At 43.2% G+C, this 24,852-nt stretch carries 19 protein-coding genes; 8 read left to right on the forward strand and 11 right to left on the reverse strand.

Annotated elements, in window-relative coordinates; translation table 11 throughout:
* Positions 1 to 4: 4 nt before the first annotated feature.
* The 5 genes from pncB to ACT3TH_RS00485 all read right to left on the reverse strand — a co-directional run bounded on the left by pncB (position 5) and on the right by ACT3TH_RS00485 (position 8,815).
* Positions 5 to 1,231, reverse strand: a complete 1,227-nt coding sequence (gene pncB, locus ACT3TH_RS00465) for a nicotinate phosphoribosyltransferase (RefSeq protein ID WP_444753897.1) — start codon at positions 1,229 to 1,231, stop codon at positions 5 to 7.
* Positions 1,232 to 1,664: 433 nt separating this feature from the next.
* Complete coding sequence (gene msrAB / locus ACT3TH_RS00470; RefSeq protein ID WP_444753898.1) at positions 1,665 to 3,464, reverse strand: bifunctional peptide-methionine (S)-S-oxide reductase MsrA/peptide-methionine (R)-S-oxide reductase MsrB; 1,800 nt, start codon at positions 3,462 to 3,464, stop codon at positions 1,665 to 1,667.
* Between the two features lie 486 nt (positions 3,465 to 3,950).
* Positions 3,951 to 4,901: an ATP-binding cassette domain-containing protein gene (locus tag ACT3TH_RS00475; protein ID WP_444753899.1), complete on the reverse strand. Its 951-nt coding sequence runs from the start codon at positions 4,899 to 4,901 to the stop codon at positions 3,951 to 3,953.
* 84 nt (positions 4,902 to 4,985) lie between these two features.
* Positions 4,986 to 6,929, reverse strand: a complete 1,944-nt coding sequence (locus tag ACT3TH_RS00480; RefSeq protein WP_444753900.1) for a glycine betaine ABC transporter substrate-binding protein — start codon at positions 6,927 to 6,929, stop codon at positions 4,986 to 4,988.
* 401 nt (positions 6,930 to 7,330) lie between these two features.
* Positions 7,331 to 8,815: a coniferyl aldehyde dehydrogenase gene (locus tag ACT3TH_RS00485; RefSeq protein WP_444753901.1), complete on the reverse strand. Its 1,485-nt coding sequence runs from the start codon at positions 8,813 to 8,815 to the stop codon at positions 7,331 to 7,333.
* Between the two features lie 508 nt (positions 8,816 to 9,323).
* On the opposite strand from ACT3TH_RS00485, the gene lipB reads away from it, so the two are divergent.
* The 3 genes from lipB to ACT3TH_RS00500 all read left to right on the forward strand — a co-directional run bounded on the left by lipB (position 9,324) and on the right by ACT3TH_RS00500 (position 11,452).
* Positions 9,324 to 10,103, forward strand: coding sequence for a lipoyl(octanoyl) transferase LipB (lipB, locus tag ACT3TH_RS00490; protein WP_444754261.1), 780 nt, complete (start codon positions 9,324 to 9,326; stop codon positions 10,101 to 10,103).
* Between the two features lie 188 nt (positions 10,104 to 10,291).
* Positions 10,292 to 10,822, forward strand: coding sequence for an inorganic diphosphatase (locus tag ACT3TH_RS00495; protein ID WP_444753902.1), 531 nt, complete (start codon positions 10,292 to 10,294; stop codon positions 10,820 to 10,822).
* Positions 10,823 to 10,981: 159 nt separating this feature from the next.
* The gene (locus ACT3TH_RS00500; RefSeq protein ID WP_444753903.1) at positions 10,982 to 11,452 is read left to right on the forward strand and encodes a hypothetical protein; all 471 of its coding nucleotides are present in this window, start codon (positions 10,982 to 10,984) and stop codon (positions 11,450 to 11,452) included.
* 105 nt (positions 11,453 to 11,557) lie between these two features.
* On the opposite strand, the gene ACT3TH_RS00505 is transcribed toward ACT3TH_RS00500, so the two are convergent.
* Positions 11,558 to 11,929 (reverse strand): winged helix-turn-helix transcriptional regulator, encoded by a 372-nt coding sequence (locus ACT3TH_RS00505; protein ID WP_444753904.1) that lies wholly within the window; start codon positions 11,927 to 11,929, stop codon positions 11,558 to 11,560.
* Between the two features lie 100 nt (positions 11,930 to 12,029).
* Between ACT3TH_RS00505 and ACT3TH_RS00510 the strand changes: the two genes are divergently transcribed.
* Entirely contained in the window at positions 12,030 to 12,776 is a 747-nt protein-coding gene (locus tag ACT3TH_RS00510) for an NADPH-dependent F420 reductase (protein WP_444753905.1), read from the forward strand.
* Positions 12,777 to 13,115: 339 nt separating this feature from the next.
* Here ACT3TH_RS00510 and ACT3TH_RS00515 read toward each other — a convergent pair whose 3' ends face one another.
* A complete protein-coding gene (locus ACT3TH_RS00515; RefSeq protein ID WP_444753906.1) occupies positions 13,116 to 14,003 on the reverse strand; it encodes an SDR family NAD(P)-dependent oxidoreductase in 888 nt (295 codons plus the stop codon).
* Positions 14,004 to 14,204: 201 nt separating this feature from the next.
* Between ACT3TH_RS00515 and ACT3TH_RS00520 the strand changes: the two genes are divergently transcribed.
* Positions 14,205 to 14,594: a DUF1622 domain-containing protein gene (locus ACT3TH_RS00520; RefSeq protein ID WP_444753907.1), complete on the forward strand. Its 390-nt coding sequence runs from the start codon at positions 14,205 to 14,207 to the stop codon at positions 14,592 to 14,594.
* A 38-nt stretch (positions 14,595 to 14,632) separates the two neighbouring features.
* Here the strand turns inward: ACT3TH_RS00520 and dusB are convergent, their stop codons facing one another.
* From dusB to ACT3TH_RS00535, 3 genes are all read right to left on the reverse strand, one after another.
* The gene (dusB, locus tag ACT3TH_RS00525; RefSeq protein ID WP_444753908.1) at positions 14,633 to 15,649 is read right to left on the reverse strand and encodes a tRNA dihydrouridine synthase DusB; all 1,017 of its coding nucleotides are present in this window, start codon (positions 15,647 to 15,649) and stop codon (positions 14,633 to 14,635) included.
* 124 nt (positions 15,650 to 15,773) lie between these two features.
* Positions 15,774 to 17,822 carry a BCCT family transporter gene (locus ACT3TH_RS00530; RefSeq protein WP_444753909.1) on the reverse strand — a complete coding sequence of 683 codons (2,049 nt, stop codon included), beginning with the start codon at positions 17,820 to 17,822 and terminating at the stop codon, positions 15,774 to 15,776.
* 273 nt (positions 17,823 to 18,095) lie between these two features.
* Positions 18,096 to 18,536, reverse strand: a complete 441-nt coding sequence (locus ACT3TH_RS00535; protein WP_444753910.1) for an HIT family protein — start codon at positions 18,534 to 18,536, stop codon at positions 18,096 to 18,098.
* 218 nt (positions 18,537 to 18,754) lie between these two features.
* Here ACT3TH_RS00535 and ACT3TH_RS00540 point away from each other — a divergent pair, with 218 nt between their 5' ends.
* From ACT3TH_RS00540 to ACT3TH_RS00550, 3 genes are all read left to right on the forward strand, one after another.
* A complete protein-coding gene (locus ACT3TH_RS00540; protein ID WP_444753911.1) occupies positions 18,755 to 19,537 on the forward strand; it encodes a hypothetical protein in 783 nt (260 codons plus the stop codon).
* Positions 19,538 to 19,747: 210 nt separating this feature from the next.
* Positions 19,748 to 21,658: a dihydroxy-acid dehydratase gene (gene ilvD / locus ACT3TH_RS00545; RefSeq protein WP_444753912.1), complete on the forward strand. Its 1,911-nt coding sequence runs from the start codon at positions 19,748 to 19,750 to the stop codon at positions 21,656 to 21,658.
* 284 nt (positions 21,659 to 21,942) lie between these two features.
* On the forward strand, positions 21,943 to 23,187 hold the full coding sequence (locus tag ACT3TH_RS00550) for a cation:proton antiporter (protein ID WP_444753913.1): 1,245 nt from the start codon (positions 21,943 to 21,945) through the stop codon (positions 23,185 to 23,187).
* A gap of 87 nt (positions 23,188 to 23,274) precedes the next feature.
* Here the strand turns inward: ACT3TH_RS00550 and ACT3TH_RS00555 are convergent, their stop codons facing one another.
* A complete protein-coding gene (locus ACT3TH_RS00555) occupies positions 23,275 to 24,720 on the reverse strand; it encodes a serine hydrolase domain-containing protein (protein WP_444753914.1) in 1,446 nt (481 codons plus the stop codon).
* Between the last annotated feature and the right edge of the window lie 132 nt (positions 24,721 to 24,852).

A 24,852-nucleotide genomic window follows, 5' to 3' on the forward strand; every position in this document is an offset into this window, starting at 1 on the left:
CGCTTTATTCAGGCTCATCAACTTCAAAAACTTGACGCAGATAGGCAAGATACGTGTCGTTGTTGATCATGGTCTTGCCTGGGCTATCAGACAGTTTTGCGACTGGTTGCCCATTGCACTCGACCAATTTTAGAACGATATTAATCGGTGTAAGCCCCATATCATTAGTGAGATTGGTGCCAATACCGAAGCTGGTTTTAATACGCCCTTGGAAGTATTGATGTAGCTCCCATGCCTTTTCAAGATCTAAGCCATCGCTAAAGGTCAGAAGTTTGGTCTTAGGGTCTATCTTTAGTTTTTCATAATGACCAATGGCTTTATCACCCCAAACATAGGGGTCGCCGCTGTCATGACGCAAGCCATCAAAAAGCTTGGCAAAATACAAATCAAAATCGCGTAAGAACGCATCCATCCCAACGACATCAGTCAGTGCAATCCCCAAGTCACCGCGGTACTCATGCACCCACGACTCGAGCGCCGCTTTTTGAGAGTCACGCAAACGTACGTCTAATGCCTGAAAAGCCTGCATGAACTCATGCGCCATGGTGCCAATTGGTGTCATGCCAAGCTTTTTTGCCAAATAAACGTTTGACGTGCCACTGACGACTTTAGGTTCAGCTTTGTACAAGGTCTCAACCACGTGAGCTTGCCAATCTTTACTGAAACGTCTACGCGTACCAAAATCGGCAACGATAAACGGAGGTGTGTCGCAGCCATATTTTGCTTGCTCTGTAGCATAGTGATGCAACAATGCGACTTTTTCATCAAGCCTACGTTGCCCTTCTTCAATCACATCTGTATTTGATAATGCCCTAAAGTAAAGCTCATTAACTATAGACAATACAAATACTTCAAAGAACATGGCCTGAATCATCGGACCTTCAATATCGATAGAAAGGCGGTTTTTATCATCCGTACTGACAGTGATAAAACGGCGCTTTAGCTTGAACAGCTCAAGATAATCCACAAAGTCAGAACGCATAAAGCGCAGCCCACGCAAATACTCAAGCTCATCTTCTAAAAAACGCAGCTCACATAAGCTGTCTAATTGCTTTTCAAGTTGTTCTTTAATATCGGCTAACGGATAGACCGTGTCTGCATTATTACGACAGCGGAAGCGATAGACACCATGCGTTTGCGGGAACTGATGTAGCATGGCTTGCAGCATGGTAAATTTATACAAATCATTATCGAGTAGTGAGGTAATAATAGGTGCATAAGGAACGGTCATACTATGGCCTTAAAAAACGCAAAAATAAGAAATAAACGTCATCTAATACTCAAAGCGACATAATCTATGACGAAAAATGTGAGTACTCATCAACAATGAGCACACAATAAACCGTCAAGTATAGCGAAGTTTGCTGTTTATTTCAGAAATCGCTTTTGATTGCAGCAAAATTACTACGATGGTTGCGTTTTTATCGATACAGACGATCCCCTATAAAATAAATGCATCGCTATTGAGATAAATTTTGCGTAGCCTCGGTCTGCGCAGGCATAGCAAGCAAGCAAAATTTATCCCAGTAGCGCGTTACAATCTTTGCACTCATTTTATTTAGAGCTCGTTCCTCTTGAATAAAATAAAAAAAGACGCTAAGAGAACCTTAACGTCTTTTTTATCAGGATTACTGTACTTTTTATCTTATAACATGCTAAAGCAATTAAGATTTAACCAGTTTGACCAATGGCGCATAACCTGACTGCGGCATCACGTCCACGGGGATAAATTGGAGCGCCCCGCCATTGATACAGTAACGCAGACCACCACGATCTTTTGGACCATCAGGGAATACATGACCCAGATGCGAGTCTGCGACTCGTGAGCGCACCTCAGTGCGTACCATGTTAAATGCTTTGTCTTCGTGTTGAGTAATCACTTGCATGTCAATCGGCTTAGTAAAGCTTGGCCAGCCGCAACCTGATTGGTATTTATCGGTCGATAAAAACAGAGGCTCACCGCTTACCACATCGACATAAATACCAGGGGCAAATAAATCATCATATTCATGACTAAAAGCACGTTCAGTACCCGCATCTTGGGTAATATTGTATTGTGCTTTAGTCAGTGTGTTTTTAAGAGCGCCTTTATCAAAACCAGCATAACGCTTGGGGTCCAATGCTTCGGCAACTGTATTCACAGGTGCAAGCTTAACCCGTGCGGCGCCCTCAGGTTTGTCAGCGGCAAGGCTCAGATCAATATGGCAGTAACCATTTGGATTTTTCGCCAAATAATCTTGATGATACGCTTCTGCTAGATAAAAGTTATCTAGCGCCTCATTTTCCACAACTACCTTTTGCTTGTGTTGGCTTTGTACTCGCTTGAGAGCGGCATCAATGACAGCCTTGTCTTCTTTATCAGTATAATAAATCCCCGAACGATACTGTACGCCGCGATCGTTACCTTGTTTATTTAAGCTGGTCGGATCAACAACGCGGAAGTAGTATTTTAAAAGCGCATCAAGATCAATTTTATCCGCATCATAGGTGACTTTCACAGTTTCGGCATGTCCTGAACCGCGAATCACTTGCTCGTAGCTTGGATTGGCAGTATCGCCATTGGCATAGCCCGATACCGCATCTACGACGCCATCGACCCGCTCCATGTAGGCTTCCACACCCCAAAAGCAGCCGCCCGCCAAATAGATCGAGCGCGTATTGATTGCTTTACCTTTATCGTTATAGTAAACGCCATCTTTTTCCTTAATGGTTTCAATCTTATTATTGTTGTCTAAGGCTTGCGCGTTTGCAGGCTTCGCACTACCAGCTTTAAGCTCAGCAAAGTCATTGTTGGCGTTTTCAGCAAGGGCGTAAGCTTGCTCAGCGGTTATGTTGCCTTTAACCAAGTGAACCAAATTGCCGTTTTTGTCGAGTATTGCCCAGCTTGGGTAGACCTGCACACCAAGCTTATTAATCAGCTCACCTGACGGATCAGACAATACAGGCAACTTTGGATAGTCCGCTTGGACGCCTGCATACCAAGTACTAAAGTCGCCGTCTTCTTTTTCATTCAGATGACCAGGACTTACCACAGTGACCAGATTCAAGTCGGCAAATTTGGGATCAGTACGCCACTCTTCTGTTTCTTCAAGCGTTCCCAAGCAGAGCGGACACCAGCTTGCCCAAAATTTCACCAAGGTTGGTTTGTTAGGATCTATCACAGACGCACCCGTATCACCCAAACCTTCTGTCAATTGCGGCAATGTTTGCATCTGTTTGAGCATATCGGAAGGCAGCATATCGCGAGAACTGATCGCCTCACTTTTTTGCTTCCCGTTGCTGCTACTCGCTTTACTCTCTGCACTACTCATTTGCCCACAGGCAACCAGTATTCCTGCACTCAACACTGTCATCACACCAAATGTACTGGCATTTTTAAACCAACGTGATGAGGCTCGTGGTGAATCTGTTGCCGATTCAGTAGCATTGATACGGCTATTATTACGACGTTTTTTATTTGGCATGACATGTCCTTTTTGCGAAGTCTTGCGACCATAATGCTGAGTGTAAAAGCGCATTCATTTATGATCTTATTACGCTGTCGGCTAAAATAAGATTTTTAGAAAATAAACGTACTGTATAGCTATTGGCTATGTGAAAACAAAGGCGGTTAAAATGGTGAGATGGTTCGACAGAAAGCTAGTATAAGGTAATGTTATGAAACTAAGACAGTTATGTGCGTTAGACCATCTTAATAGTATACATCGACGATGGAGTTTATATTAACAGTTATAATGCGGCGCTACACTTTTTTAACAACGCCGTAAGAGTCGTGATATAGGAAAATAACCAACCCTTTAATGCGTACTTACAATGGTGTATATGGCGATAAAAGATATAAAAAACAATGGCTTTACTACCATCAATTTTGAATAAAAATAACTCCAATTGATAGCCAAAGGTAAGTAAAGATAAGCCAATAATGAAATCAGAATTTAAAAAGGTTTGGATTAACTTTTAGTGCTCATAAATTGTGCCACATAATCATCCGCAGGGTTTTGACGCAAGTCCATTGGCGTGCCCGTTTGTATCAAGCGCCCTCCATTTAATATACTGATACGTTGGCCTACTTTGACGGCTTCATCGATATCATGAGTAATAAACACAATGGTTTTATTCAAGCGCTCTTGTAACGCCAGCAATTGGTCTTGTAGTTGCGCCCGAATGAGAGGATCAAGAGCAGAAAACGCTTCATCCATTAGCAAAATTGGATTGTCTGTGGCCAAAGCTCGCGCCAAACCCACACGCTGCTGCATACCGCCTGACAATTCATCAGGATAACTACGCTCCAAGTTTGAAAGCCCAACTTCATTTAGCCAATGTCGAGCCACTTCATGTCGCTCCTTGATACTCATTTTTCGCACACGCAAACCATAAGCAACGTTTTGTATGACCGTCATATGCGGTACTAAACCAAAATGCTGAAAGACCATACTGACCGTTTGCTGACGATAGTGTTGCAACTCTTTGTCGTCAAGCCCCAACACATCAATAGCCGAAGATGAATTGCCACCTTCTGAGACGTTTATCGTATCTGGCGGCATCTGGTTTTTATTCGCGCTAATAGCTATTGGTTCACCGTCATTTATAGGATTTTTCGTATTGGTAGAAGTTTTTGCATTAATAGAAGTATCGACCCATATCTTGCCACTGGTGGGATCAATCAAGCGATTGATGTGACGTATCAATGTCGATTTGCCCGAGCCTGATAACCCCATAATACAATGCAACTCGCCTGCTTTGATCGCCAGATTGATATCATAAAGCCCAACCGAATACCCTGTCTGCTCTTTTACTTTGACGCTGTCCATACCCTCTGCCAGTAATGCTAACGCTGCCTGTGCTTGTGAGCTACTGGCATTGTAAATTTTACTAATATTCTCAAGTTGGATGTGATTCATTATTATTCTCACTATGGGCACGGTTTGGTAGGCAACATTTTCGTGATTGGTTTACGGTATTGCCTTTTACTTTTAAGCAGATTATTAACCCATTGGACGTCTGCGTGCATCAATGGTCTTTTGCCGAGCGCGTTTGCCTTGACCAAATGCTTGCGTGATACGGTCAATAATAATGGCGACGATAACAATGGCCGTTCCCGCTTGTAAACCCTGACCGATATTGAGCGTTTGTATTGACTGCAATACGTCCTCACCCAGACCCGGTGCCCCGATCATTGACGCCAATACCACCATAGAAAGCGACATCATTACCGCCTGATTGATACCCGCCATAATACTTGGCAATGCTTGAGGTAGTTTAATCCAAATAAGTAACTGAAAATGCGTACTACCAAATGAACGCCCAGCTTCCACCATTTCATGATTCACTTGGGTGATGCCAAGCATGGTCAGACGGATAAGCGGCGGCAATGCATAAACAATGGTGGCAAATAACGCGGGCACTTTACCGATACCAAACAACATCAAGACTGGTATTAGATATACGAAGCTTGGCATGGTCTGCATTACATCCAATATAGGTGTGACTATTCTACGAAGTAACCTGCTGCCGGACATGGCAATACCAATGGGAATGCCAATAATGACCGTTACAAAAACTGAGACGATAAGTAACGCCAAAGTATCGACCAACGCGCCCCATAGCCCAAATGCACCAATTAAGAACAACCCAGCCCCGCATGCCAGCGCAAACCAAATTTTGCGGACGCCAAACCAAGCCAATACAGACACAAGTGCGATAATCAACCAAGGTGGAATGACGGTCAATAGACGCTCAATAGGTAGTAATAAGTAGGTCAGTGCCATCGTACTGATCGTACGAAACACACCCCCATAATTTTGGACGACATTTGCTAATGTATTATTGAGAGGTGACTCAAGTGACCATGAAGGAAAGCGTGATGACAGACCCAATGGACTGTTACTGACTGCTCTGTTATCAATGGCACCAGTGTTATCGGTCACTGCGCCTGTTAAGCTGATACCCAATTTATCGGCAAGATTAGTCGCCGCTTCATCCGACAACCATGCTTGCCAAACGTTTGGATTTTCACGCAAAAATACCAACGCCTGCTCTTCTCCGCTGCGTTTGTTTTCACTCATCTCCAAAATAGCACCATTAAGCTCATCAGAGGTCAGCTGTACTTTTTTGAAGACTTCCGCCAGCTCAGGATTGGTTTTAAGAAACGGCGTGGATACCGCGATACCTAAAGGAGAGACTGGAAATCCAGAGACGCAATCAGATGTGCCATCCGCCCGTAATAAATCTTGCCAACAGGCGTCATCATGGGCAGGAAACTCTAATGGCGCAAAGTCATACTTTGCCATCAACCCCGTGGGCTGCCAATAATAAAACAACAGCGGCTTATGCTGCTCAAAGGCAGAAGCAATCTCAGCATCAAGCGCCGCGCCAGTGCCAGGATGCGCATTGTTAAAAACGCGATCCAAACCTGTGTTTTTGAGAAGACGAGTGTTAAAAACCTCACATGCCCAACCAGACGGACAGTTCATAAAGCGTGACTTGCCAGGGTTTTCAGGGTCTTGAAATAACTCAGCATACTTAGGCAAATCTTGATAACTGCGAAGACCAGGGTTTTCTTCTAAGACGTACTTAGGAACATACCAACCTTGGGTGGCACCGCCTTTTAATGTGTCACCGATCACTGCGACTTTATTGTCTTTAAGCGCTTGTTCCATGATTGGAGAGCGACCAACCCACTGCTCGCCGATGACTTGGATATCTTTTTGTGACAAGGCGGTCTCGAGCGCAGGCCCTGCGCCTGGTACTTCTTCAACCGTACAGTTATAGCCGTCTTTAGCGATGTACTTGAGCATGCTAGAGGTGAATTGCCCACTCTCCCATGTTAGCGTGCCAAATTTAATCGGCGTGTCGCAAGCAGCAGAGGCTGATATGGGCAGTAACAACGCACTCATACACAGTAAAGTTAACGCGATCCATTGGCGCATGCTATGTCCTATTTATTATTTTTATCGGTAGTAAACCCATTGCCAAATCAATCAAGTTTTGGCAACACTTGTCTTACTTCATATGGTCTAATCCATGCTTTCTATTACTAGAAAATTTTTTTAAACGGACATCAGCAGTTGGTTGAGACTGTTATAAAAAGTAATAATTTATACTATTGATAATAGAGACTTATTCGTCAATTGGTAAGACCTATTTTTGAACCTTAACACATATAACACAGTAACCCTTAAGCCTGACAATTTTTCCAAGTCAAATTTTTTGACAAAAAAATAGCACCTACTTGAGTAGATGCTGTTAACTGATATGCCATCAGCTTAGAACACTGACTTTTAAGCATTAAATTAAAAATACCGTTTTTAAAACAATGACTTTAAAGCGATCATTTTAAAAACACTGCCATCGCTTTTTTAAACAAGCCACCATAAGGAGGCAGCAACAGATTCATACCATTTAGCTTGTTTTGGACAAAGATGGGTTTCATATGGCTCAGGCGCTCAAACCCTGCTTTACCATGATAAGCGCCTGTACCTGAGTCACCAACCCCGCCAAACGGTAAGTCATGCTGCGCGACATGCATAATTACCTCATTGATACATAGACCACCAGAGACAGTATGGTTACGTACTTTTTCTATGCCGCTATGACTGTCACCAAAGACATATAATGCCAACGGACGTGGACGTGCGTTCACAAAATGAATGGCCTCATCCAACGTGTCGTAATGAATTAGTGGCAAGATCGGAGCAAAAATCTCCTCTTGCATCACGTCACTGTCAGCGGCAGGATCGCTCACAATAACAGGTGGCATAAGACGGGTTTCGATATTCGATTCAGCATCAGTCAGTGCATGAATCTCATCGCCTGACAGTGCATCTAAGTAACCCTGTACGCGTTTAAATTGCCCGCCATTGATAATGCGCGAATAATCTGGATTGTTTTCTATATTTGGATAATGTTTTTTCATCCACTCTTTTGCCAAAGCGATAAACTGCTCATGATATTGACGCTGAACCAATACATAGTCAGGCGCAATACAGGTTTGACCTGCATTCAAGGTTTTGCCCATCATCACACGATTGACCACCGTCTCTAAGTTGGCATCACCCAGTACAATAACTGGGGACTTACCACCAAGCTCAAGTGTCACTGGTGTTAAATTGGGCGCCGCAGCTGCCATAATTTTTTTGCCTACCGCCGTAGAGCCTGTGTAAAGCAGATGATCGAAAGGCAACTCACTAAAGGCCGCTGCAATATCCACCTCACCCAGTACCACACAAACCATATCTGGTGAAAAATAATGAGCAACTGCATCAGCAAACGTTTGAGCAAATTTTGGCGCAGCTTCACTCATCTTAATCATGACGCGATTGCCCGCGGTGAGGGCATCAATCATCGGCGCTATGGCCAAGTACAGCGGATAGTTCCAAGGGACAATGATGCCGACCACGCCTAGCGGCTGTGGCTGGATTTCGTTATGGGCAGGCCTATACAGAGCCGAAATAGACACGCGCTGTGCCTTCATCCATTTTTTGCCGTGTTTTTTGGCATGACTGATACCAGTAAAGCTAGGAAACAGCTCGGCAAATTGGGTTTCTGACTCGCTACGATAGCCAAAATCTGCGCTGATCGCTTTCGCAAAACTTGCTTGGTTGTCGCTAAGCATGACCTCTAGACTGTCCAACTGAGTTTCACGCGTGCCCCAGTCATTTATCGGCTGTGTACGACTCAAGTTTTTTAAGTGTAAAAATTGCGCCTGCATCTCATCGATAGTGTTTGCTATGCTACATGCTTTGGGTGCTGTTCGCTGCGCAGAATCTGTGTCGGTTAAGGTCTGATCGTGAAAGCTTTGGTCGTTGATGGTCATGTGTCTTCCTTGTTATAAGCATGGTCAGGGGCATTGGCATTGATAGTCTACATTGGGTGAAAGACGCTATATTTCTAGTCAGGCACTGATTTTAATAACAGTTCCTAATCATAAATATTTGTAATACTCTATTCATAATACTTTAATGTAGCGTATCGGCTGACTAATGAAAAGCACATTAAACTGACTATTGCGTTTGTAGCGGACGCATGTTTACCAAACCGTTAAGACCCTGATATTAAAGTTCTTTATTCATCTATTTTTCTATTCTTATTAGCACTTATAGAGCCTAGGAGCAAAGCGTTAAAAGAGAAAATCAATAAAGGCCATAAGAAAGAGTTTTGGGCGAGGCGCGCTAAAACTGCTACACTTTACATCGATAATAAGCACTTTTAAACCCGACAATAATAAGATCACCCTTCTCATGACAAACACTACGCAACAGCTTAATGACACGCTTATCAGTAAATCTCTGTCAGCAGCCGACTATGTTCCTACGCTTGATGCAATGCTGGCGCGCACCCTAGCGCGTATCGATTTAAAAAAACAACAGGGACTGCGTACGCCCGACGAATTATGGATCGTTGACCACAATGACGTTTATACCCTTGGACAAGCGGGTAAAGAAGAGCATATTTTGCAACGGACTAACACGCCTATCATCAAAACCGATCGCGGTGGTCAAGTGACATGGCACGGTCATGGTCAGCTCGTTATTTATTGGGTGTTTGATTTGGACAGCTTAAGCTGGAGTGTGCGCAATTTGGTTTCTCACGCTGAGCAAGCGATAGAAGATGTGATTAACGAGTGCTTGCGCGATACCACATCTTCTGACAGCGCTTATATCAGCGCCCGCGCCCGCCGTGATGCGCCAGGTGTTTACTTGTACGCTGATATGGCTGAAAAAAATCATACTGATTCCGATATGTCAGCTGCTAATGTCTCTGTTGACAATACGATTATGCTTGGCAAAATGGCCTCGCTCGGGTTCAAGATCAAACACGGCTTTAGTTACCATGGTATCGCAATTAATTTAGATTGTGATTTATCAGCATTTAATGCCATCAATCCTTGCGGTTATGCTGGCATGCAAATGTTACGCCTATCGGACTTTGTAGCGATGCATCGCGATGTAAGTGACAATATAAAGGACGATGCAAATGACGACAATAACAGCCAGCAAACGCGTCACTCTTTAAGCTACGAACAAGTCACCCAAAAGCTCATCGATAATATTGCCAAGCGGCATGCCGGATTGATTGAATTACGAGCACTAGCACCAAAGTAACTCTTTGAGTCTTTTTTTGCATAATATCGTGCACGCTTAGACTTAAGCATTGTGACAAAACTCAAGCCAAACTTGTTATAATCGCAAATGATACAAAAAATGAGGTACAGCGATCATATTGCAGTACCCGCAGCTCAACCCTCTAACAATCACTTATTATTCAAAACAAAAGCAAATTGGAGTACTTCATGGCAGACTTTAATAAAATTTTAGACGCAGGCGACGTAGATGGCGGCATCATCAATGTAGTAGTAGAAATTCCTACTGGTAGCAGCCATAAAATCGAATGGAATCGCGAATTGGCCGTGTTTGAGCTTGATCGTGTTGATCCACAGATTTTTGCTAAGCCTTGCAACTATGGTTTTATCCCGCAAACGCTTGACGAAGATGGTGATGAGCTTGACGCGTTAATTTTGACTGAACAGCCTCTACCAACAGGCGTTTTCTTAAAAGCCAAAGTCATTGGTGTGATGAAGTTCGTCGATGATGGCGAAGTTGATGATAAGATTGTTGTCGTACCAGCTGATGACCGTGATACAGGCAACGCTTATAACAGCTTAGATGATCTACCAAAACAGCTTATCAACCAGTTAGAGTTCCATTTCAGCCATTACAAAGATTTGAAAAAAGCTGGGACGACTGTGGTCGAATCTTGGGGTGACGTAGCAGAAGCTAAAGAAGTTATCAAAGAGTCTATCCAGCGCTGGAAAGACCTGTAATTTATCAAAAATTGGCATCTATGCTAACAAAGATAGTTACTATTAAAATACCGCAGTCATCATCATGATTGCGGTATTTTTTTGCTTGGATGTTAGGTGTGCAAAATGGTTATAATAAACCGAACCATATTCATATCTTTTGTGGCACTAAGGAAAATCATGTTTAACTCTGACCCAAGCTCAAAGCCCGCTAATCCTAAGTTGCCAAGATCCGTCATCATGATGATAGAAAAAAACAACTTGGTGATGGCGATTAAGACACTGGCGGCCGATGAAAATATCAGTATGGATGAGGCTAAGGTACGCATTGACGCCTACGAAACACAACTAAAGGTACAACAGCAGCAAAAGCTTAATACCATTGCTAGCAAACAAGGCATCCCTAATCAGGCTATCAGTTTTGATAGAGAACAAGAGCCTGATGAAGACGAATCTGATCCATTAATAAAAAACCGCGTCAAAACTACCAAACAGAGTCAAGAATTTCAAACACTGCAAACGGGCGTTGACAGCCGGCTCAAGGATTTGGGTTATAAAAAACCACTTGTGCCTTACTGGATGAAGCGGCTGCTCGTTATTGCTATGATTATGCTAGGAATGTTCTGGATATTGTGGCGTGTGTTTGGCTAGGTAAAAAAGTGCTAGGTTGTCATACTTTCTATGAAACTTTTTATCGATGAGCGACAAACTGTGAGTGTAATTATCTAAATGATTGACACTTAAGCGTTCTATACATTAATTATCTTCTTGAATAAATTGTTCACGTCGTAAAAATGCCCAATCGATCAATGCCTCCATTGACGGCCCTAAAGCAATGCCCATTTGAGTTAAGTGATATTCAACCTTAGGTGGAACTTGTGGGTAAACCGTGCGCTCTACAATGCCATCCTTCTCAAGTTGCTTAAGTTGTTGGATAAGCATCTTTTGATTTATGTTCTCTATACGTCGTTCAAGCTCAGAGAAACGCAAGGGACTTTTTGCTGCAAACAGTTGGCATATAATCACCATTTTCCACTTTCCTTCTAGGACTCTAAGCGTCTCACTCGTTGCCGCAGCCCAGATAAGCTGTTGTTTGGGATCTTCACAGCGCCAATCTCGTTCACTCATATACTTACCTTTTGGTGTGTACCATACTTTTTAGTGGGTTCTTGTTATTTTGGAAGTTAGAGTATATCTTAACTGTAAATAAATAGTGGGGTATTCATTCATGAAAATTGGAATTATTGGCACTGGCCATATTGGAAAAATACTAGTAATAAGATTAAGTGAAGCAGGTCATCAAGTGAAAGTAGCCAATTCACGAGGCCCAGAATCGATCGAAGCGGATTTGCTGATAAACGGAGCACAGCCTGCAACGACTGAAGACGCCGTAGCAGATGCTGATGTCGTTATATTATCGATCCCATTAATGAGAATTCCAGATATCGCGCCTCTCATTAGAAAACTTCCCGCAGAAATAACTGTGGTCGATACTTCAAATTACTATCCTCATCGGGATGATCGAATAAAAAGTATTGATGAGGGTCAAGTTGAAAGTTTGTGGGTGACAGAGGTATTAGGAAGACCAGTAGTCAAGGCATGGAATGCCATCGGTTCCCATTCCTTCGCTGCCAAGTCATCTCCCGTCAATAGCGCTGATCGCATTGCTATTCCTGTAGCTGCTGATAATGAGGAACATAAAGAGATCGGAATGATGCTTGTTCAACAGACAGGATTCGATGCAAAATACTCTGGTACGCTTGCAGAATCGTGGAGACAGCAGCCTGGCTCACCGTCTTATTGTACTGACTTGACTTATGAGGAGCTTGGTCCTGCACTTGCAACAGCAGAAAAAAATCACCTCCCTAAAAGAAGAGACATCGCTATCGAAGCTATCTTGGAACGAATGGGTGATAGTAAGACAAATCCTGATGCTGACTATCTTGTAAGCTTAAATCGTGTCCTATTCATGTAAAGTATTATTCTATGTAAGTATTCGATTGGTTCAGAACAAGTAGCGTTTTCCAAAATTACTTGCTCTGAACTATTACCGTTATTCTCCCCTATTTTATCTTGGCTAGATAACTCTCAAGCCGTTTCTTTTTAAACGTTTCAGGTTCATGTTGTATGATACTTATCATCTCTCGCTTAAAGTCGCATGGGTTGTTTTTATCGTTGAAATAAAGAAAGATGTAGCTAAAAAAGTACTATCACCCTACCCGTTTACACAAGCATTGATACTTTTTTAAACATAAAAAAAGAATACCGCAGTATCCTTTTTTTCTTTTCTATTAAAACCAATAAAAACCCTATTTTAATGATGTTCACCAGGAAGGATTCTTGCAAATGCACGCTGAGCAAAATTGGGTTTGCTGTCTGTCGTTTGCGCGGCAGTCGAGCTTGGAAAAATCCGATAGCCAATAGACTGAACACCCACATTAAAGGCCGGCACCAACGAATAGCTGGCTGAGGCAAACTTACCCATGTTACTGGCGATGCTGTTCGGCTTATGAACAATCGCTCTTGCTACCATCATTGCCGCTTCATCAGGCATCAGCGCTGGCATATAACGATATAACTTAGTTGGTGCGATCATTGGGGTGCGCACCAATGGCATAAAGATATTGGTTATTTTGATATTGTCGCCTTTGACTTCAGCTGCTAAACAACGACTAAATGCATCAAGTGCGGATTTTGATGCAACATAGGCTGAAAAACGTGGACTATTTGCCAATACGCCAATGGATGAGATATTAACGATTTGACCCGCTTGGCGTCCAATCATTGTTGGAAGAAAGCCCAAGATAATTTTGACAGCGCCAAAATAATTCACGTCCATAGTACGTTCAAAATCATGAAAACGGTTCACCGACTCGTGTACAGAGCGACGGATTGAGCGGCCCGCATTATTCACCAACACATCAATGTGTTGAAAATCAGCCAAAATCTTTTTGCTCGTTTCCTCAATGTTATCCATATCAGTGAGGTCACACGCATAATAACTGGCCTTACCACCCAGTGTTTCGATGTTTTCTTTTACCGTCTTTAGTTTATCTTCGGTTCGAGCCAACAAAATCACATGAGCACCGCATTCACTAAGCAAAAAAGCCGTGCGCTCACCGATACCGCTTGAGGCACCTGTGATGACAATTTTCTTATCTTTAACTGCGTCGGTTATTTGCTTTTTCGAGGGATTAGCCATAAAAAGTCCTTTTCGTTTGTCCTATGCCTATGAATGATCAGTGATAGCATAGCAAAAAAGTATGCGGTAAAGTGAATAAAACGGCGGTCGCCAGTAGATAATTAGTCAGATAATTTGACTAATGTAAAGGCGCATAGACTTATAATAGCGTTATTGCTAAAATCCCCGCTTTTTATTAATTATCGCTAAGGAGTGCATATTTTGATCGCAGAATTGGCTCATTACATTGATTTAATTGCTAAAATAGTAGAAGTTATCGGCGTACTCATCATGTTTTTTGGGTTGTTTTTTGCCTTTTATCGAGGCGCTCGCTCTACTAATGGTTTCAATCATGATACCTACGTCGAAGTCAGACAGATAGTTGGCAAGTCTATTTTGCTAGGATTAGAAGTGCTGATTGCGGCTGATATTATGGCGACAGTAGTCACAGAGCCAACACTACGCAGCATTCTTGTATTGGGTTTTATTGTGCTCATTCGAACCTTTTTGAGCTTGTCTTTACAGGTCGAGCTAGAGGGCCGATTCCCATGGCAAAGCAAAAAGTCTGAGACTGCGGCAAAACCAAATATCAATACCAATCCAGCAGAGTAAACATAATACGTTTTGGGTTACTAAAAGTTAAGAATTAATCACTCATGCGCGTGTAAAAAATCCTCAACCACCCGAAACTGTCCAGCTGTGCTTTCTTCACCGTACATGGCTTGTCTAAACGCGTTAGAATGCGGAATGCCAGTTGTATACCATGCAATGTGCTTCCGCGCTATGCGGCAACCAGAGTATTCTCCATAAAAGTCATACAGCTCTTGTAAATGTGCCAATACAATCTCTTTTATTTCTCCAACACTTGGTGCATCAAGGTGCTCACCCGTCCGCAAAAAATGTCCAATATCACGAAATAACCATGGCTGCCCCTGTGCCGCACGGCCAATCATCACAGCATCACAACCGGTCAATTCATAGACACGCTGAGCTTTTTGAGCACTATCAATATCACCATTGGCAATGACAGGAATGCTGATACTTTCTTTGACTTCACGGATCAGCTCATAACGCGCCTCGCCTGTGTACATATCTTCACGCGTACGTCCATGAATAGCAATCGCCGCAATGCCGGCTTGCTCAGCACGGCGCGCCACACGCAAAATGTTTTCTCGCCCATTTTCGAAACCCAATCGCGTTTTTAATGTCACAGGGGCATCAACTGCATTGACAGCGGCATCTAGTAAACGCGCCACCAAATCTTCGTCTTGTAACAGCGCAGACCCCGCCAGCCTACGGCAGACTTTTTTGGCAGGACAGCCCATGTTGATATCAATGATCTGCGCACCATTGTCGATCTGATAACGAGCGGCTTCCGCAAGCTTATCTGGCTCAGCGCCTGCGATCTGCGCAGAAATAGGTGCAATCTCATTATCAAAGTTGGCGCGATACAGAGATTTTTTGCGTGCATATAGGGCAGTATCAGCGATGATCATCTCGCTGACCGCGTGACCTGCACCAAACGATTTGCACAATCGACGAAAAGGATTATCAGTCACGCCCGCCATAGGTGCAACCATAAGACGATTTTCAATCGTCAGGCCACCGATGTTTAACGGTTGCAATAACGGATGATCAGAATTTGGCAAAGAAGAGTCAGTAGGCATAAAAAAACGGCTTGCAGTTAATTGAAGTAAGTCAATGAAAACAAGCCGTTATTCTAAGGAATCGTACACATATTGCAAGCTATTAACACTAATAACTTGCGTAAATAAAGATTAAGTATGACACCTATTTTTTATCGAACACATTGTCTTGCTCTAGCGTAATGTCTTCATCATGTTCCTGCATACGCCACGGTAGACTATCAGGTGATACATTTAAGAAATGTAGGTATTTTTCGAACTGATCAATAATGTCATTGATGATCGATTCTGGTTGATAACCGTACAGATCATAAGTTTGGCCACCACGGCGCAAATATACCTCAGCACGATGATGATGCTCTTGCGGCAAATCACTTGCCCCGTCTTCTGTATAGTAGTCAGGAACATCACGCTCAGACAAGCGTACTTCGTACCAAAAATCTACATCGTCGCCACGTTTTAGTTCTAATATGGCACGATTATTCAGCTCATCATAGTTGACTGCAGGCTGCCATCCTGTCTCAGCGAACTTCTCTGACACCTCTTTCATTGAGGGCATGACGACTTGTTGAATATAGCTCAATACCTTATCACGAGTAGGCTGATTGGTTATGTAATCAATGCGATCACGCCACGCTGATGATTTGAGCAAATGCGGTGGTAGCTTGTTGTTATTGCCTAAACTCTGGTTACGATGACCTTCAATACGTAACGCACGCCACATACCAAACATCGCAATCAACATGATGATGGCAAATGGTAAGGCACTAACAATTGCTGCTGTCTGCAACGCTTCTAAACCTCCAGCCAATAATAATGCTGACGCCACTGCCCCTTCAGTAACGACCCAAAAGGTGCGCTGCCACCAAGGCGTGTCACTACGACCACCTGCTGCCAATGCATCAATGACCAAAGACCCAGAATCCGACGAAGTCACAAAAAAGGTAATGATCAATAAAACCGTTAGTGAAGATACGATCTGAGTAAAAGGCAGATTTTCTAATAGCTTAAACAACGCAATTGCTTGGTTATTTTGCACATCACTGATCAATGAATTATAGCCATCAACCATGATCATATTAAGTGCCGTATCACCGAATACCGCAAACCAAAAGAAAGTAAAGAACGTCGGTACTAACATCACACCAAGTACAAACTCACGAATGGTACGACCACGACTGATTTTAGCGATAAACAAGCCGACAAAGGGTGCCCAAGCGATGGTCCATGCAAATATAAATAGCGTCCAGTTACCGATCCAATCGTTGTGCTCGTAAGCTTGCAAGCTAAAGGTACGCTCAACGATATTACCCAAGTAGTTACCTGTATTTTCCATAAAAGCATTTAGGATAAACAGCGTTGGGCCAACAATGAAAACAAATAGCATCAGCGCAGTTGCTAATACCATATTTAAGATGGATAACCGTTTTACCCCTTTATCCATACCTGCCAGTACCGACATCAATGCAGCTGCGGTGACCGCGACAATAGCAATGACCTGAAAGCCAGTACTAATCGGCACCAAATCAGGTAGCAAGTAATTTAAGCCTGCATTGATCTGCGATACTGATAAACCCAAACTGGTCGCTATACCAAACATCGTACCCACAATGGCGAACACATCTACTGCGTGACCAATAGGTCCGTGAATTTTATCACCAATCAAAGGGTACAATGTCGAACGCATGGACAGTGGTAAACCATGGCGAAAAGAGAAGTATGCCAACGATAAGCCTACTACCGCGTAAATGGCCCAAATATGAAAACCCCAGTGAAAATAAGCAATTTGCATCGCTTCTTTTGCAGCTGCAATGGTCTCTGGTGCTGATACAGGAGGGCTAGCAAAATGCATGACTGGCTCTGCGACGCCAAAGAATAACAAGGCAATCCCGTAACCTGCCGAAAACAGCATGGCAAACCATTCAAGAAACTTATATTCGGCCTCGGAATGGTCAGGGCCAAGCTTGATTCCCCCATAAGGAGAAAACGCCAATACAATAATAAATAGTAAAAATAAAGCCACAGCCAGCATATAAAACCACCCAAATGTATCGGTGGTAAAATTAAGCACGTCGTTGAATAACGCACCTGCCGCTTCAGGATTGATGGCTGTACCAACTACCAGTAGCAGCATAATGATTGCCGCTGGCACAAAGACTGGCAACAAAATCGTAGAACGAGGTAATTTACTCATAAAAAATGATTCCCTCAAGAAATGAATAATAAGATAAAAATAGCAATGCTTTTTTAAGAAAACCTAACGCGATAAAATTAAAAATAAGGTCAGAACTTAAGTGGGCACAATATTTATCATAATATGTCTCAAAACCCCAGTTAAGGCTTGCATTTGTAACAATATTTTATGGAACGTTACATGAAAATTACCAAACAATAAAAAAGGCAGCTAGTAAGCTGCCTTTTTATACCTTTTGAAAAAACGCCATTTCTGAAACCAAACTTCACAGAATTAATCGACAATGACTGCTGCAAGCTGCTTAGCGATGTCAGCAAGTCTATCGCTTTCTACTTGAGTTGCAGCATGACGACCTAGCTCATGAATACTCGATGGTATGAGGTGCACATGATAATGAAAAACGGTCTGCCCTGCTTGTGCGCCATTTAATTGCATCTGAATAATGCCTTCACGTTCGAACACCTGACGCTGGGCTTGCATGACTTTTTTGCAAGTCATCAAAACAGCCGCTGCATATTCTGCTTCAAGATCTGCCAAATCAACTGCTTTTTGTTTGGGTATCACCAATACGTGACCTTTTGCTTGCGGCATGATATCCATAAAAGCAAGCGTTTTATCATCTTCATAAACCTTATGATAAGGGATATCGCCGTTTAGCATTTTGGCAAAAATGTTATTGTCGTCATAAGTGATTGGCTGATTTGTCTGGCTCATATTTATTCCTTTTGTGGTGTGATATTGAATGATGCAATTGTTTTTCAAATCAATTAAGCAGTTGGTAATATAGTGAACGAAACGGCGTTTGAGTACAAGATGCGATAACATGGTCATGATAAAAGACAAACCATACTCTTGCTGCTACTCGCTAATTTGTTGGCGAGTCGGGTACTATAAATGTTATATTAATGCTCTATTTTAAGAACGTGATGTTTATGGATTCGTCTACTTTACTGACTCAACCAGATATGAATAACGCTGATAAAAACACTTATGATACGCCACCGAGGTCTGTATCAGATGACTCTGTCGTTGGTAGTGAGGAAAAAAATGCCAGCACTGAAAGTGGCAATAAAACTCAGACCATGGATCCCAACACCATCATCTTAGCGGAAGCATTGACCGACAAAACCATCAGTTGGCAGATACACAATTGTAAAATCATCAAAAAAACCGTCACTCAAGATTTGCCATTGCCATTCTTATATCATTACGACAGTTTAGATGACAATATCAAGGCGACCTATCCGCTAACACCTGCCCTACTTGCTCAGTTCAATACGCTTATGAGTGCTCGTGAGGCGGCGAAATTGATTGGTATCGATGAAGCGCTTTTATCCACTCCTTGGCACGTAAAGATAATCGGCTCACTGGTAGTATTTAGTGAAGCATTGCAATTGGCTGTGCGATTGCATTGGACAAATACTGGCAAAGACACTCAGCAAATTTATACTAAAAACGAAGCAGACGCTATTCTCACGGCCTTTGAAGACTGGCAGTTTTTTGGCCGTGTGGATGTGCTTTATAAAAATGCCAAGCAGACGTTAGTTAGTATCGATGGGCAAGATGATCATTCTGAATCTTTACTGACTATTGACGCAAGGAGCGATTATCGACAGCTCTTGGCCACTCACGCATTGGCAGTCATTGTTAAGCTAGAAGCGGACAAAGCAGAGTTACCTTGGTTTGATAAAGCCATACTCGAACGTCTTGAGTAACCCATTGTTTTGATGCTTTTTGTCATAATCAGACCATTGCCATTGCTTAGCTGTCATATAGCGTAACCATTTTTGATTACTCATATCTAATGGTATGGTAGCAACTTAGTATTATTCACTAGTCCTCAAACCATATAAAAAGCACACTATTACCATCACACCTGAGGATTCAAATTTTAATAAACCTCGCCTATTAGTAAGGAAAATCACATGGATTATCGCTCAAAAACCTCTACCGGCGGTCGTAATATGGCAGGCGCCCGCGCATTATGGCGTGCCACTGGTATGACTGATGGCGACTTTGGCAAGCCAATTATCGCTATTGCCAATTCATTCACCCAGTTTGTACCGGGCCACGTACATCTAAAAGACCTTGGTCAAATGGTCGCGCGCGAGATTGAAAAGGCAGGCGGTGTGGCAAAAGAGTTTAATACCATTGCGGTCGATGACGGTATTGCCATGGGACATAGTGGCATGCTTTATTCATTACCAAGTCGTGACCTAATCGCTGACTCAGTAGAGTATATGGTCAATGCGCACTGCGCCGATGCACTCGTTTGTATCTCCAATTGCGATAAGATTACCCCAGGTATGCTGATGGCCGCCATGCGTCTCAATATCCCTGTTGTCTTTGTCTCTGGTGGTCCAATGGAGGCAGGTAAAGTTATCGCCAGTACCGTTGGACACAGCCATAACAACGACGGTGGTAGTGACGTACACACCACTGATAGCAAAGGCAATGCCATTCGCAAGCTCGATCTTGTCGATGCAATGATGGACGCTGCAGATGACAGTATTAGTGATGAAGATGTGTTGGCAATTGAAAGCTCAGCCTGCCCAACGTGTGGTTCATGTTCGGGCATGTTTACCGCCAACTCAATGAACTGCTTAACCGAAGCGTTAGGATTGGCCTTACCAGGTAATGGCTCGCTACTTGCGACCCATTCGCTACGTCGTGAGCTATTTTTAGAAGCTGGACGCACTATTGTTTCGCTTGCCAAACGTCGCTATGAGCAGGATGATGACTCTGTATTGCCACGCTCTATCGCAACCAAAGCAGCGTTTGAGAACGCGATGAGCTTAGACATTGCCATGGGCGGCTCAACCAATACCATTTTGCATTTGCTTGCGGCCGCAAATGAAGCAGAAATTGATTTTAAAATGGCCGATATTGATCGTTTAAGCCGCGGTGTACCGTGTTTAGCAAAAGTTGCTCCTGCTTCGCAAAAATACCATATGGAAGATGTGCATCGTGCTGGCGGTGTCTTTGCATTATTGGCCGAGCTTGATCGTGCCGGATTGCTGAAGACTGATGTACCAACCATCCATAGTGAGACAATGAAAGAAGCGATTGATAAGTGGGACATCATGAACCCTGACAACAATGAGGCACGCGCACGCTTCCTTGCAGCACCTGGTGGCGTTCGTACAACCCAAGCGTTTTCGCAATCAAAAGAGTGGTCAAATCTCGATGTCAATCGTGAATCAGGTTGTATCCGTAGTGCAAAGCATGCCTATTCAGAAGATGGCGGCCTTGCTGTCCTCTATGGCAATATCGCTAAGCGTGGCTGTGTGGTCAAAACCGCAGGTGTTGATGAAAGCATCTTAACCTTTACAGGTCGTGCACGTATCTTTGAATCTCAAGATGATGCCGTGGCTGCGGTTTTAGCCGATAACATTGTTGCTGGTGACGTGGTCATTATCCGTTTTGAGGGGCCAAAAGGTGGCCCTGGTATGCAGGAGATGCTGTATCCAACGACTTACTTAAAATCAAAAGGTTTAGGTAAGCAGTGCGCCCTGCTAACGGATGGTCGCTTCTCTGGTGGTACATCCGGTCTATCAATCGGTCATGCCAGCCCTGAAGCTGCTGAAGGCGGTGCTATTGGTTTAGTCGAGGAAGGCGATACTATCCATATCGACATCCCAAACCGCACCATCAATATGCAGGTAAGCGATGCAGACTTGGCAGCACGCCGTGAAGCTATGGAAGCTCGTGGTCGCGACGCATGGAAGCCCGTCAGTCGTGAGCGTCACGTCACTCCTGCCTTACGTGCTTATGCTGCCATGACGACCAGCGCCGATACTGGCGCAATACGCGATGTCAGTCAGGTTGAACGTTAAACCATAGTTTGTCCCAATCTTTTAAAAAAGTCCGTAAGATCCTATTAAGCCTGCGCCATGCAGGCTTTTTTTCACCAAAAAACAACACAGCAGTCGTTCTGATAACGATTTTTTGCGACATTAAATCTGTTTTCTCGTCATGATAAGCGTATCTCAATCTTTTCTACTACTGCCTATTCTATTGTCTAGGTACGCCAATTTTTAAACTTGATAAACTGTCATTAACCGCTCATTTTAAACGCTTGTAAGCCTTTGAAATGCACATATTGGTGTGTAACGTTCTTATGATAGAAAACTACAACTTATTCTTATTGATTTGCGGTGTTGCCTTTTTATTTGGTGCGCTGTTTCCTGTTGCTTTTAAAAAAACCCCTGTTTCGTTGCCCATGCTACAAGTCACTTTAGGAGCTATAGTAGGCTACTTTTGGATTAACCTGACTTTTTTAGACCCGCTCGAAAACGGTTTAATTATCGAAAAGCTTACCGAATTTGTGGTGATAGTATCTTTGGTAAGTGCGGGTATCAAAATTGATACACCGCTCACTTGGCGACTATGGCGTCCGACCATGCGTCTTTTGCTCATTACTATGCCGATTGGTATTTTTTCAATGGCGGTACTGGGTTATTATGCGTTTGGCCTTACTATGGGAGCAGCCATTCTCTTAGGAGCTGCACTTGCACCCACTGATCCAGTATTGGCGTCCAGTATTCAAGTGGGTCCACCCAATACAGGTGGGGAAGATACACCGCGCTTTACTTTAACTTCAGAAGCAGGACTCAATGATGGATTGGCTTTTCCATTTGTCTATCTAGCCATAAAGATAGCGGAGGCGTTTAGCGAAGGTAAGAGTATTACCGGTGAACTGCTTTGGTCATGGTTTACTCACGATGTATTATGGAAGATTGGTGCAGGCGTACTAGTGGGTATTATTGTTGGTAAAGCCATGGCCAAACTCGTATTTTCAAAATACAGTAAAGAGACGACCATCTCTCAAGGCTATCTAGTCATTGCTTTAACCCTTGTGGCATATGGACTAGCAGAATTTGTTCACAGTTACGGCTTTATTGCGGTATTTGTAGCAGCATTTGCTTTTCGTCGCTCAGAGCGTGAACACTCTTATCATGAAAAATTACATGATTTTGCGGAACAATCTGAAGGTTTGTTGATGACGCTGGTACTGGTCACTTTCGGTATATTTATTGGCCAAGGTTTGCAATCTGATGTTGAGCTAACGTGGCGGGTCTACATCGTCAGCTTTGCCTTCTTATTATTAATACGTCCAATTGGTGGTTTCATTGCTTTATCAGGTTTGAAGATGCCCCGTACTGAAAAATACGCCATTTCAGCACTGGGTATCCGCGGTATTGGTACCCTCTACTATTTATCTTATGCACTCAATCAAGGGTTTTTTGGTGAAGAAGATGCCCTTAAATTATGGGTTGTCTGTTCAATCGTCATTTTGATTTCCATATTTATACATGGGCTGAGCGCCAACAGGCTGCTTAAAATGACGCCAAAGAAGCTGTGATAAATTAAAGCAATTAAGGAAGCATATTAGGGCATGTCCGCAATTCAATCGATAGTCATCTAAATGGACTAAAAATGAGGACACGCCCTAATTTTCTGAGAACTCATTATCAATCAAAGTGAGCACCGCTTCTGTCAATGCAAACTGACGAATATCATTGAGCATCGTGACATCAAAGTTATGAATAAAAGCAAATGACAATTGACGTGCAGGGTCGCACCAAGCAACTGAGCCGTTATACCCCATGTGTCCGAAACCTGACAACTCAGAGCTGACTGTCTTCTCAGCGTCGCCATCACGCGCGCATAAGCTAAACAATCGGTGATAACCCAAGCGCCACTGCATTTGAGCAGGCATTACCGCATCTGAACCTGTGACTTGCGGTGTAGCTAGCTGCAAAAAGGTTGAACTATCAATCAGCGTTTGCCCTTGCCACACACCGCCACTTGCTAACATCGCATAAATGGTTGCTAGTGCCTGAGCTGAGGCAACGCCATTGGCCGCTGGAATGACAGCCTGTAACGTTTCTCTATTATGATAATCAATAGGTTGTTTACTGGCTGGTATCAGTGCAGCTTTATAATTTTTTAAATTCAACTGACTGCTGTCGAAATACAAGCTGTTGATCTGCGCAGTATTTAGAACAGGCTGTTTGTCTTCAAGTTTTACAGTACTTTCACTATTATTGCTACGGCTTCCATCTACTTTTTCCTTTTCTAGTATTCTTTGCTGCCAACACGAGTAACTTGGCAGAGCGGCATAAGTGCGTAAGGTATTATGAGAGTCTGCTTTTAAGACAGGTTTTTGGCTGTGACGCTTATGACGTAACAACGAGCTGTTATCCTCTGAATCACCAAAGTCTTTGACCAGTGTGGCCACTTGTTCTATTTTGCTATCAGGTACGCCAAAATAGCAGCTGTCTGCAATACCCAAAGGCTCGGTTAAATAATGCTTTAGAGCCGCTGCCAAAGACATATTGGTAACCGCTTCTATGACACCGCCTAATACCCAGCCATATACTAACGCACTATAAGCGCTGTCATATGCTGCTGCGTTTTCGGGAGGTGTGATTGGCATTGCGGCCACTTTACTTAGCATAACGTTCCAATCAAGTATCGTCTCATTATCGACATTGATACTCTGGATAGAAAACAAGTTGGCTTGATGCGACATCACTTTACGCAAGGTAATGTTCTCTTTACCCTGCTCAGTAAATGCTGGCCAATAGTTGGTGATGGGCACATCGTAGTTAAGCAGTTGCTTTGAAACCAATACATGCACCAGCGTTGCTAACACACCTTTACCAGTAGAAAAATTAATGGCTAATGTATCAGGCCGCCAAGAAAGATCAGAGCGTGCCATACCCACACTCGCCTTACCAATACACTTGCCTGCCTGATAAACCACCACAGCGCCACCTACTGGCCCATCTTCTAATTGCAAATCCGTCAATAGTTGCTGCAAGCGTTGTTGAAACTTGGTATGAATAGGTTCATGAAAACTTTGGCTGGTTTTTTGATTATTATCGGTCATGCTAGCTCTGCTCCCTCTTCGTAAATAAGTACAGTAAAACCCATGTACGCTTAATGCTAAACGTTTAAATGATAGAGACAAATCACGTATTTGCCAATAAAAAAGGCCACCTATTGGTCGCCTTTTCATTAC

The sequence above is a fragment of the Psychrobacter sp. AOP22-C1-C5 genome, assembly GCF_052378885.1.
Taxonomy (GTDB): Bacteria; Pseudomonadota; Gammaproteobacteria; order Pseudomonadales; family Moraxellaceae; genus Psychrobacter.

What these genes read in the sequence shown, in the direction of transcription:
- pncB (WP_444753897.1), bottom strand. Translation starts at nt 1,231, where the DNA reads ATGACCGTTCCTTATGCACCTATTATTACCTCACTACTCGATAATGAT.
- msrAB (WP_444753898.1), bottom strand. Translation starts at nt 3,464, where the DNA reads ATGCCAAATAAAAAACGTCGTAATAATAGCCGTATCAATGCTACTGAA.
- ACT3TH_RS00475 (WP_444753899.1), bottom strand. Translation starts at nt 4,901, where the DNA reads ATGAATCACATCCAACTTGAGAATATTAGTAAAATTTACAATGCCAGT.
- ACT3TH_RS00480 (WP_444753900.1), bottom strand. Translation starts at nt 6,929, where the DNA reads ATGCGCCAATGGATCGCGTTAACTTTACTGTGTATGAGTGCGTTGTTA.
- ACT3TH_RS00485 (WP_444753901.1), bottom strand. Translation starts at nt 8,815, where the DNA reads ATGACCATCAACGACCAAAGCTTTCACGATCAGACCTTAACCGACACA.
- lipB (WP_444754261.1), top strand. Translation starts at nt 9,324, where the DNA reads ATGCTGGCGCGCACCCTAGCGCGTATCGATTTAAAAAAACAACAGGGA.
- ACT3TH_RS00495 (WP_444753902.1), top strand. Translation starts at nt 10,292, where the DNA reads ATGGCAGACTTTAATAAAATTTTAGACGCAGGCGACGTAGATGGCGGC.
- ACT3TH_RS00500 (WP_444753903.1), top strand. Translation starts at nt 10,982, where the DNA reads ATGTTTAACTCTGACCCAAGCTCAAAGCCCGCTAATCCTAAGTTGCCA.
- ACT3TH_RS00505 (WP_444753904.1), bottom strand. Translation starts at nt 11,929, where the DNA reads ATGAGTGAACGAGATTGGCGCTGTGAAGATCCCAAACAACAGCTTATC.
- ACT3TH_RS00510 (WP_444753905.1), top strand. Translation starts at nt 12,030, where the DNA reads ATGAAAATTGGAATTATTGGCACTGGCCATATTGGAAAAATACTAGTA.
- ACT3TH_RS00515 (WP_444753906.1), bottom strand. Translation starts at nt 14,003, where the DNA reads ATGGCTAATCCCTCGAAAAAGCAAATAACCGACGCAGTTAAAGATAAG.
- dusB (WP_444753908.1), bottom strand. Translation starts at nt 15,649, where the DNA reads ATGCCTACTGACTCTTCTTTGCCAAATTCTGATCATCCGTTATTGCAA.
- ACT3TH_RS00530 (WP_444753909.1), bottom strand. Translation starts at nt 17,822, where the DNA reads ATGAGTAAATTACCTCGTTCTACGATTTTGTTGCCAGTCTTTGTGCCA.
- ACT3TH_RS00535 (WP_444753910.1), bottom strand. Translation starts at nt 18,536, where the DNA reads ATGAGCCAGACAAATCAGCCAATCACTTATGACGACAATAACATTTTT.
- ACT3TH_RS00540 (WP_444753911.1), top strand. Translation starts at nt 18,755, where the DNA reads ATGGATTCGTCTACTTTACTGACTCAACCAGATATGAATAACGCTGAT.
- ilvD (WP_444753912.1), top strand. Translation starts at nt 19,748, where the DNA reads ATGGATTATCGCTCAAAAACCTCTACCGGCGGTCGTAATATGGCAGGC.
- ACT3TH_RS00550 (WP_444753913.1), top strand. Translation starts at nt 21,943, where the DNA reads ATGATAGAAAACTACAACTTATTCTTATTGATTTGCGGTGTTGCCTTT.
- ACT3TH_RS00555 (WP_444753914.1), bottom strand. Translation starts at nt 24,720, where the DNA reads ATGACCGATAATAATCAAAAAACCAGCCAAAGTTTTCATGAACCTATT.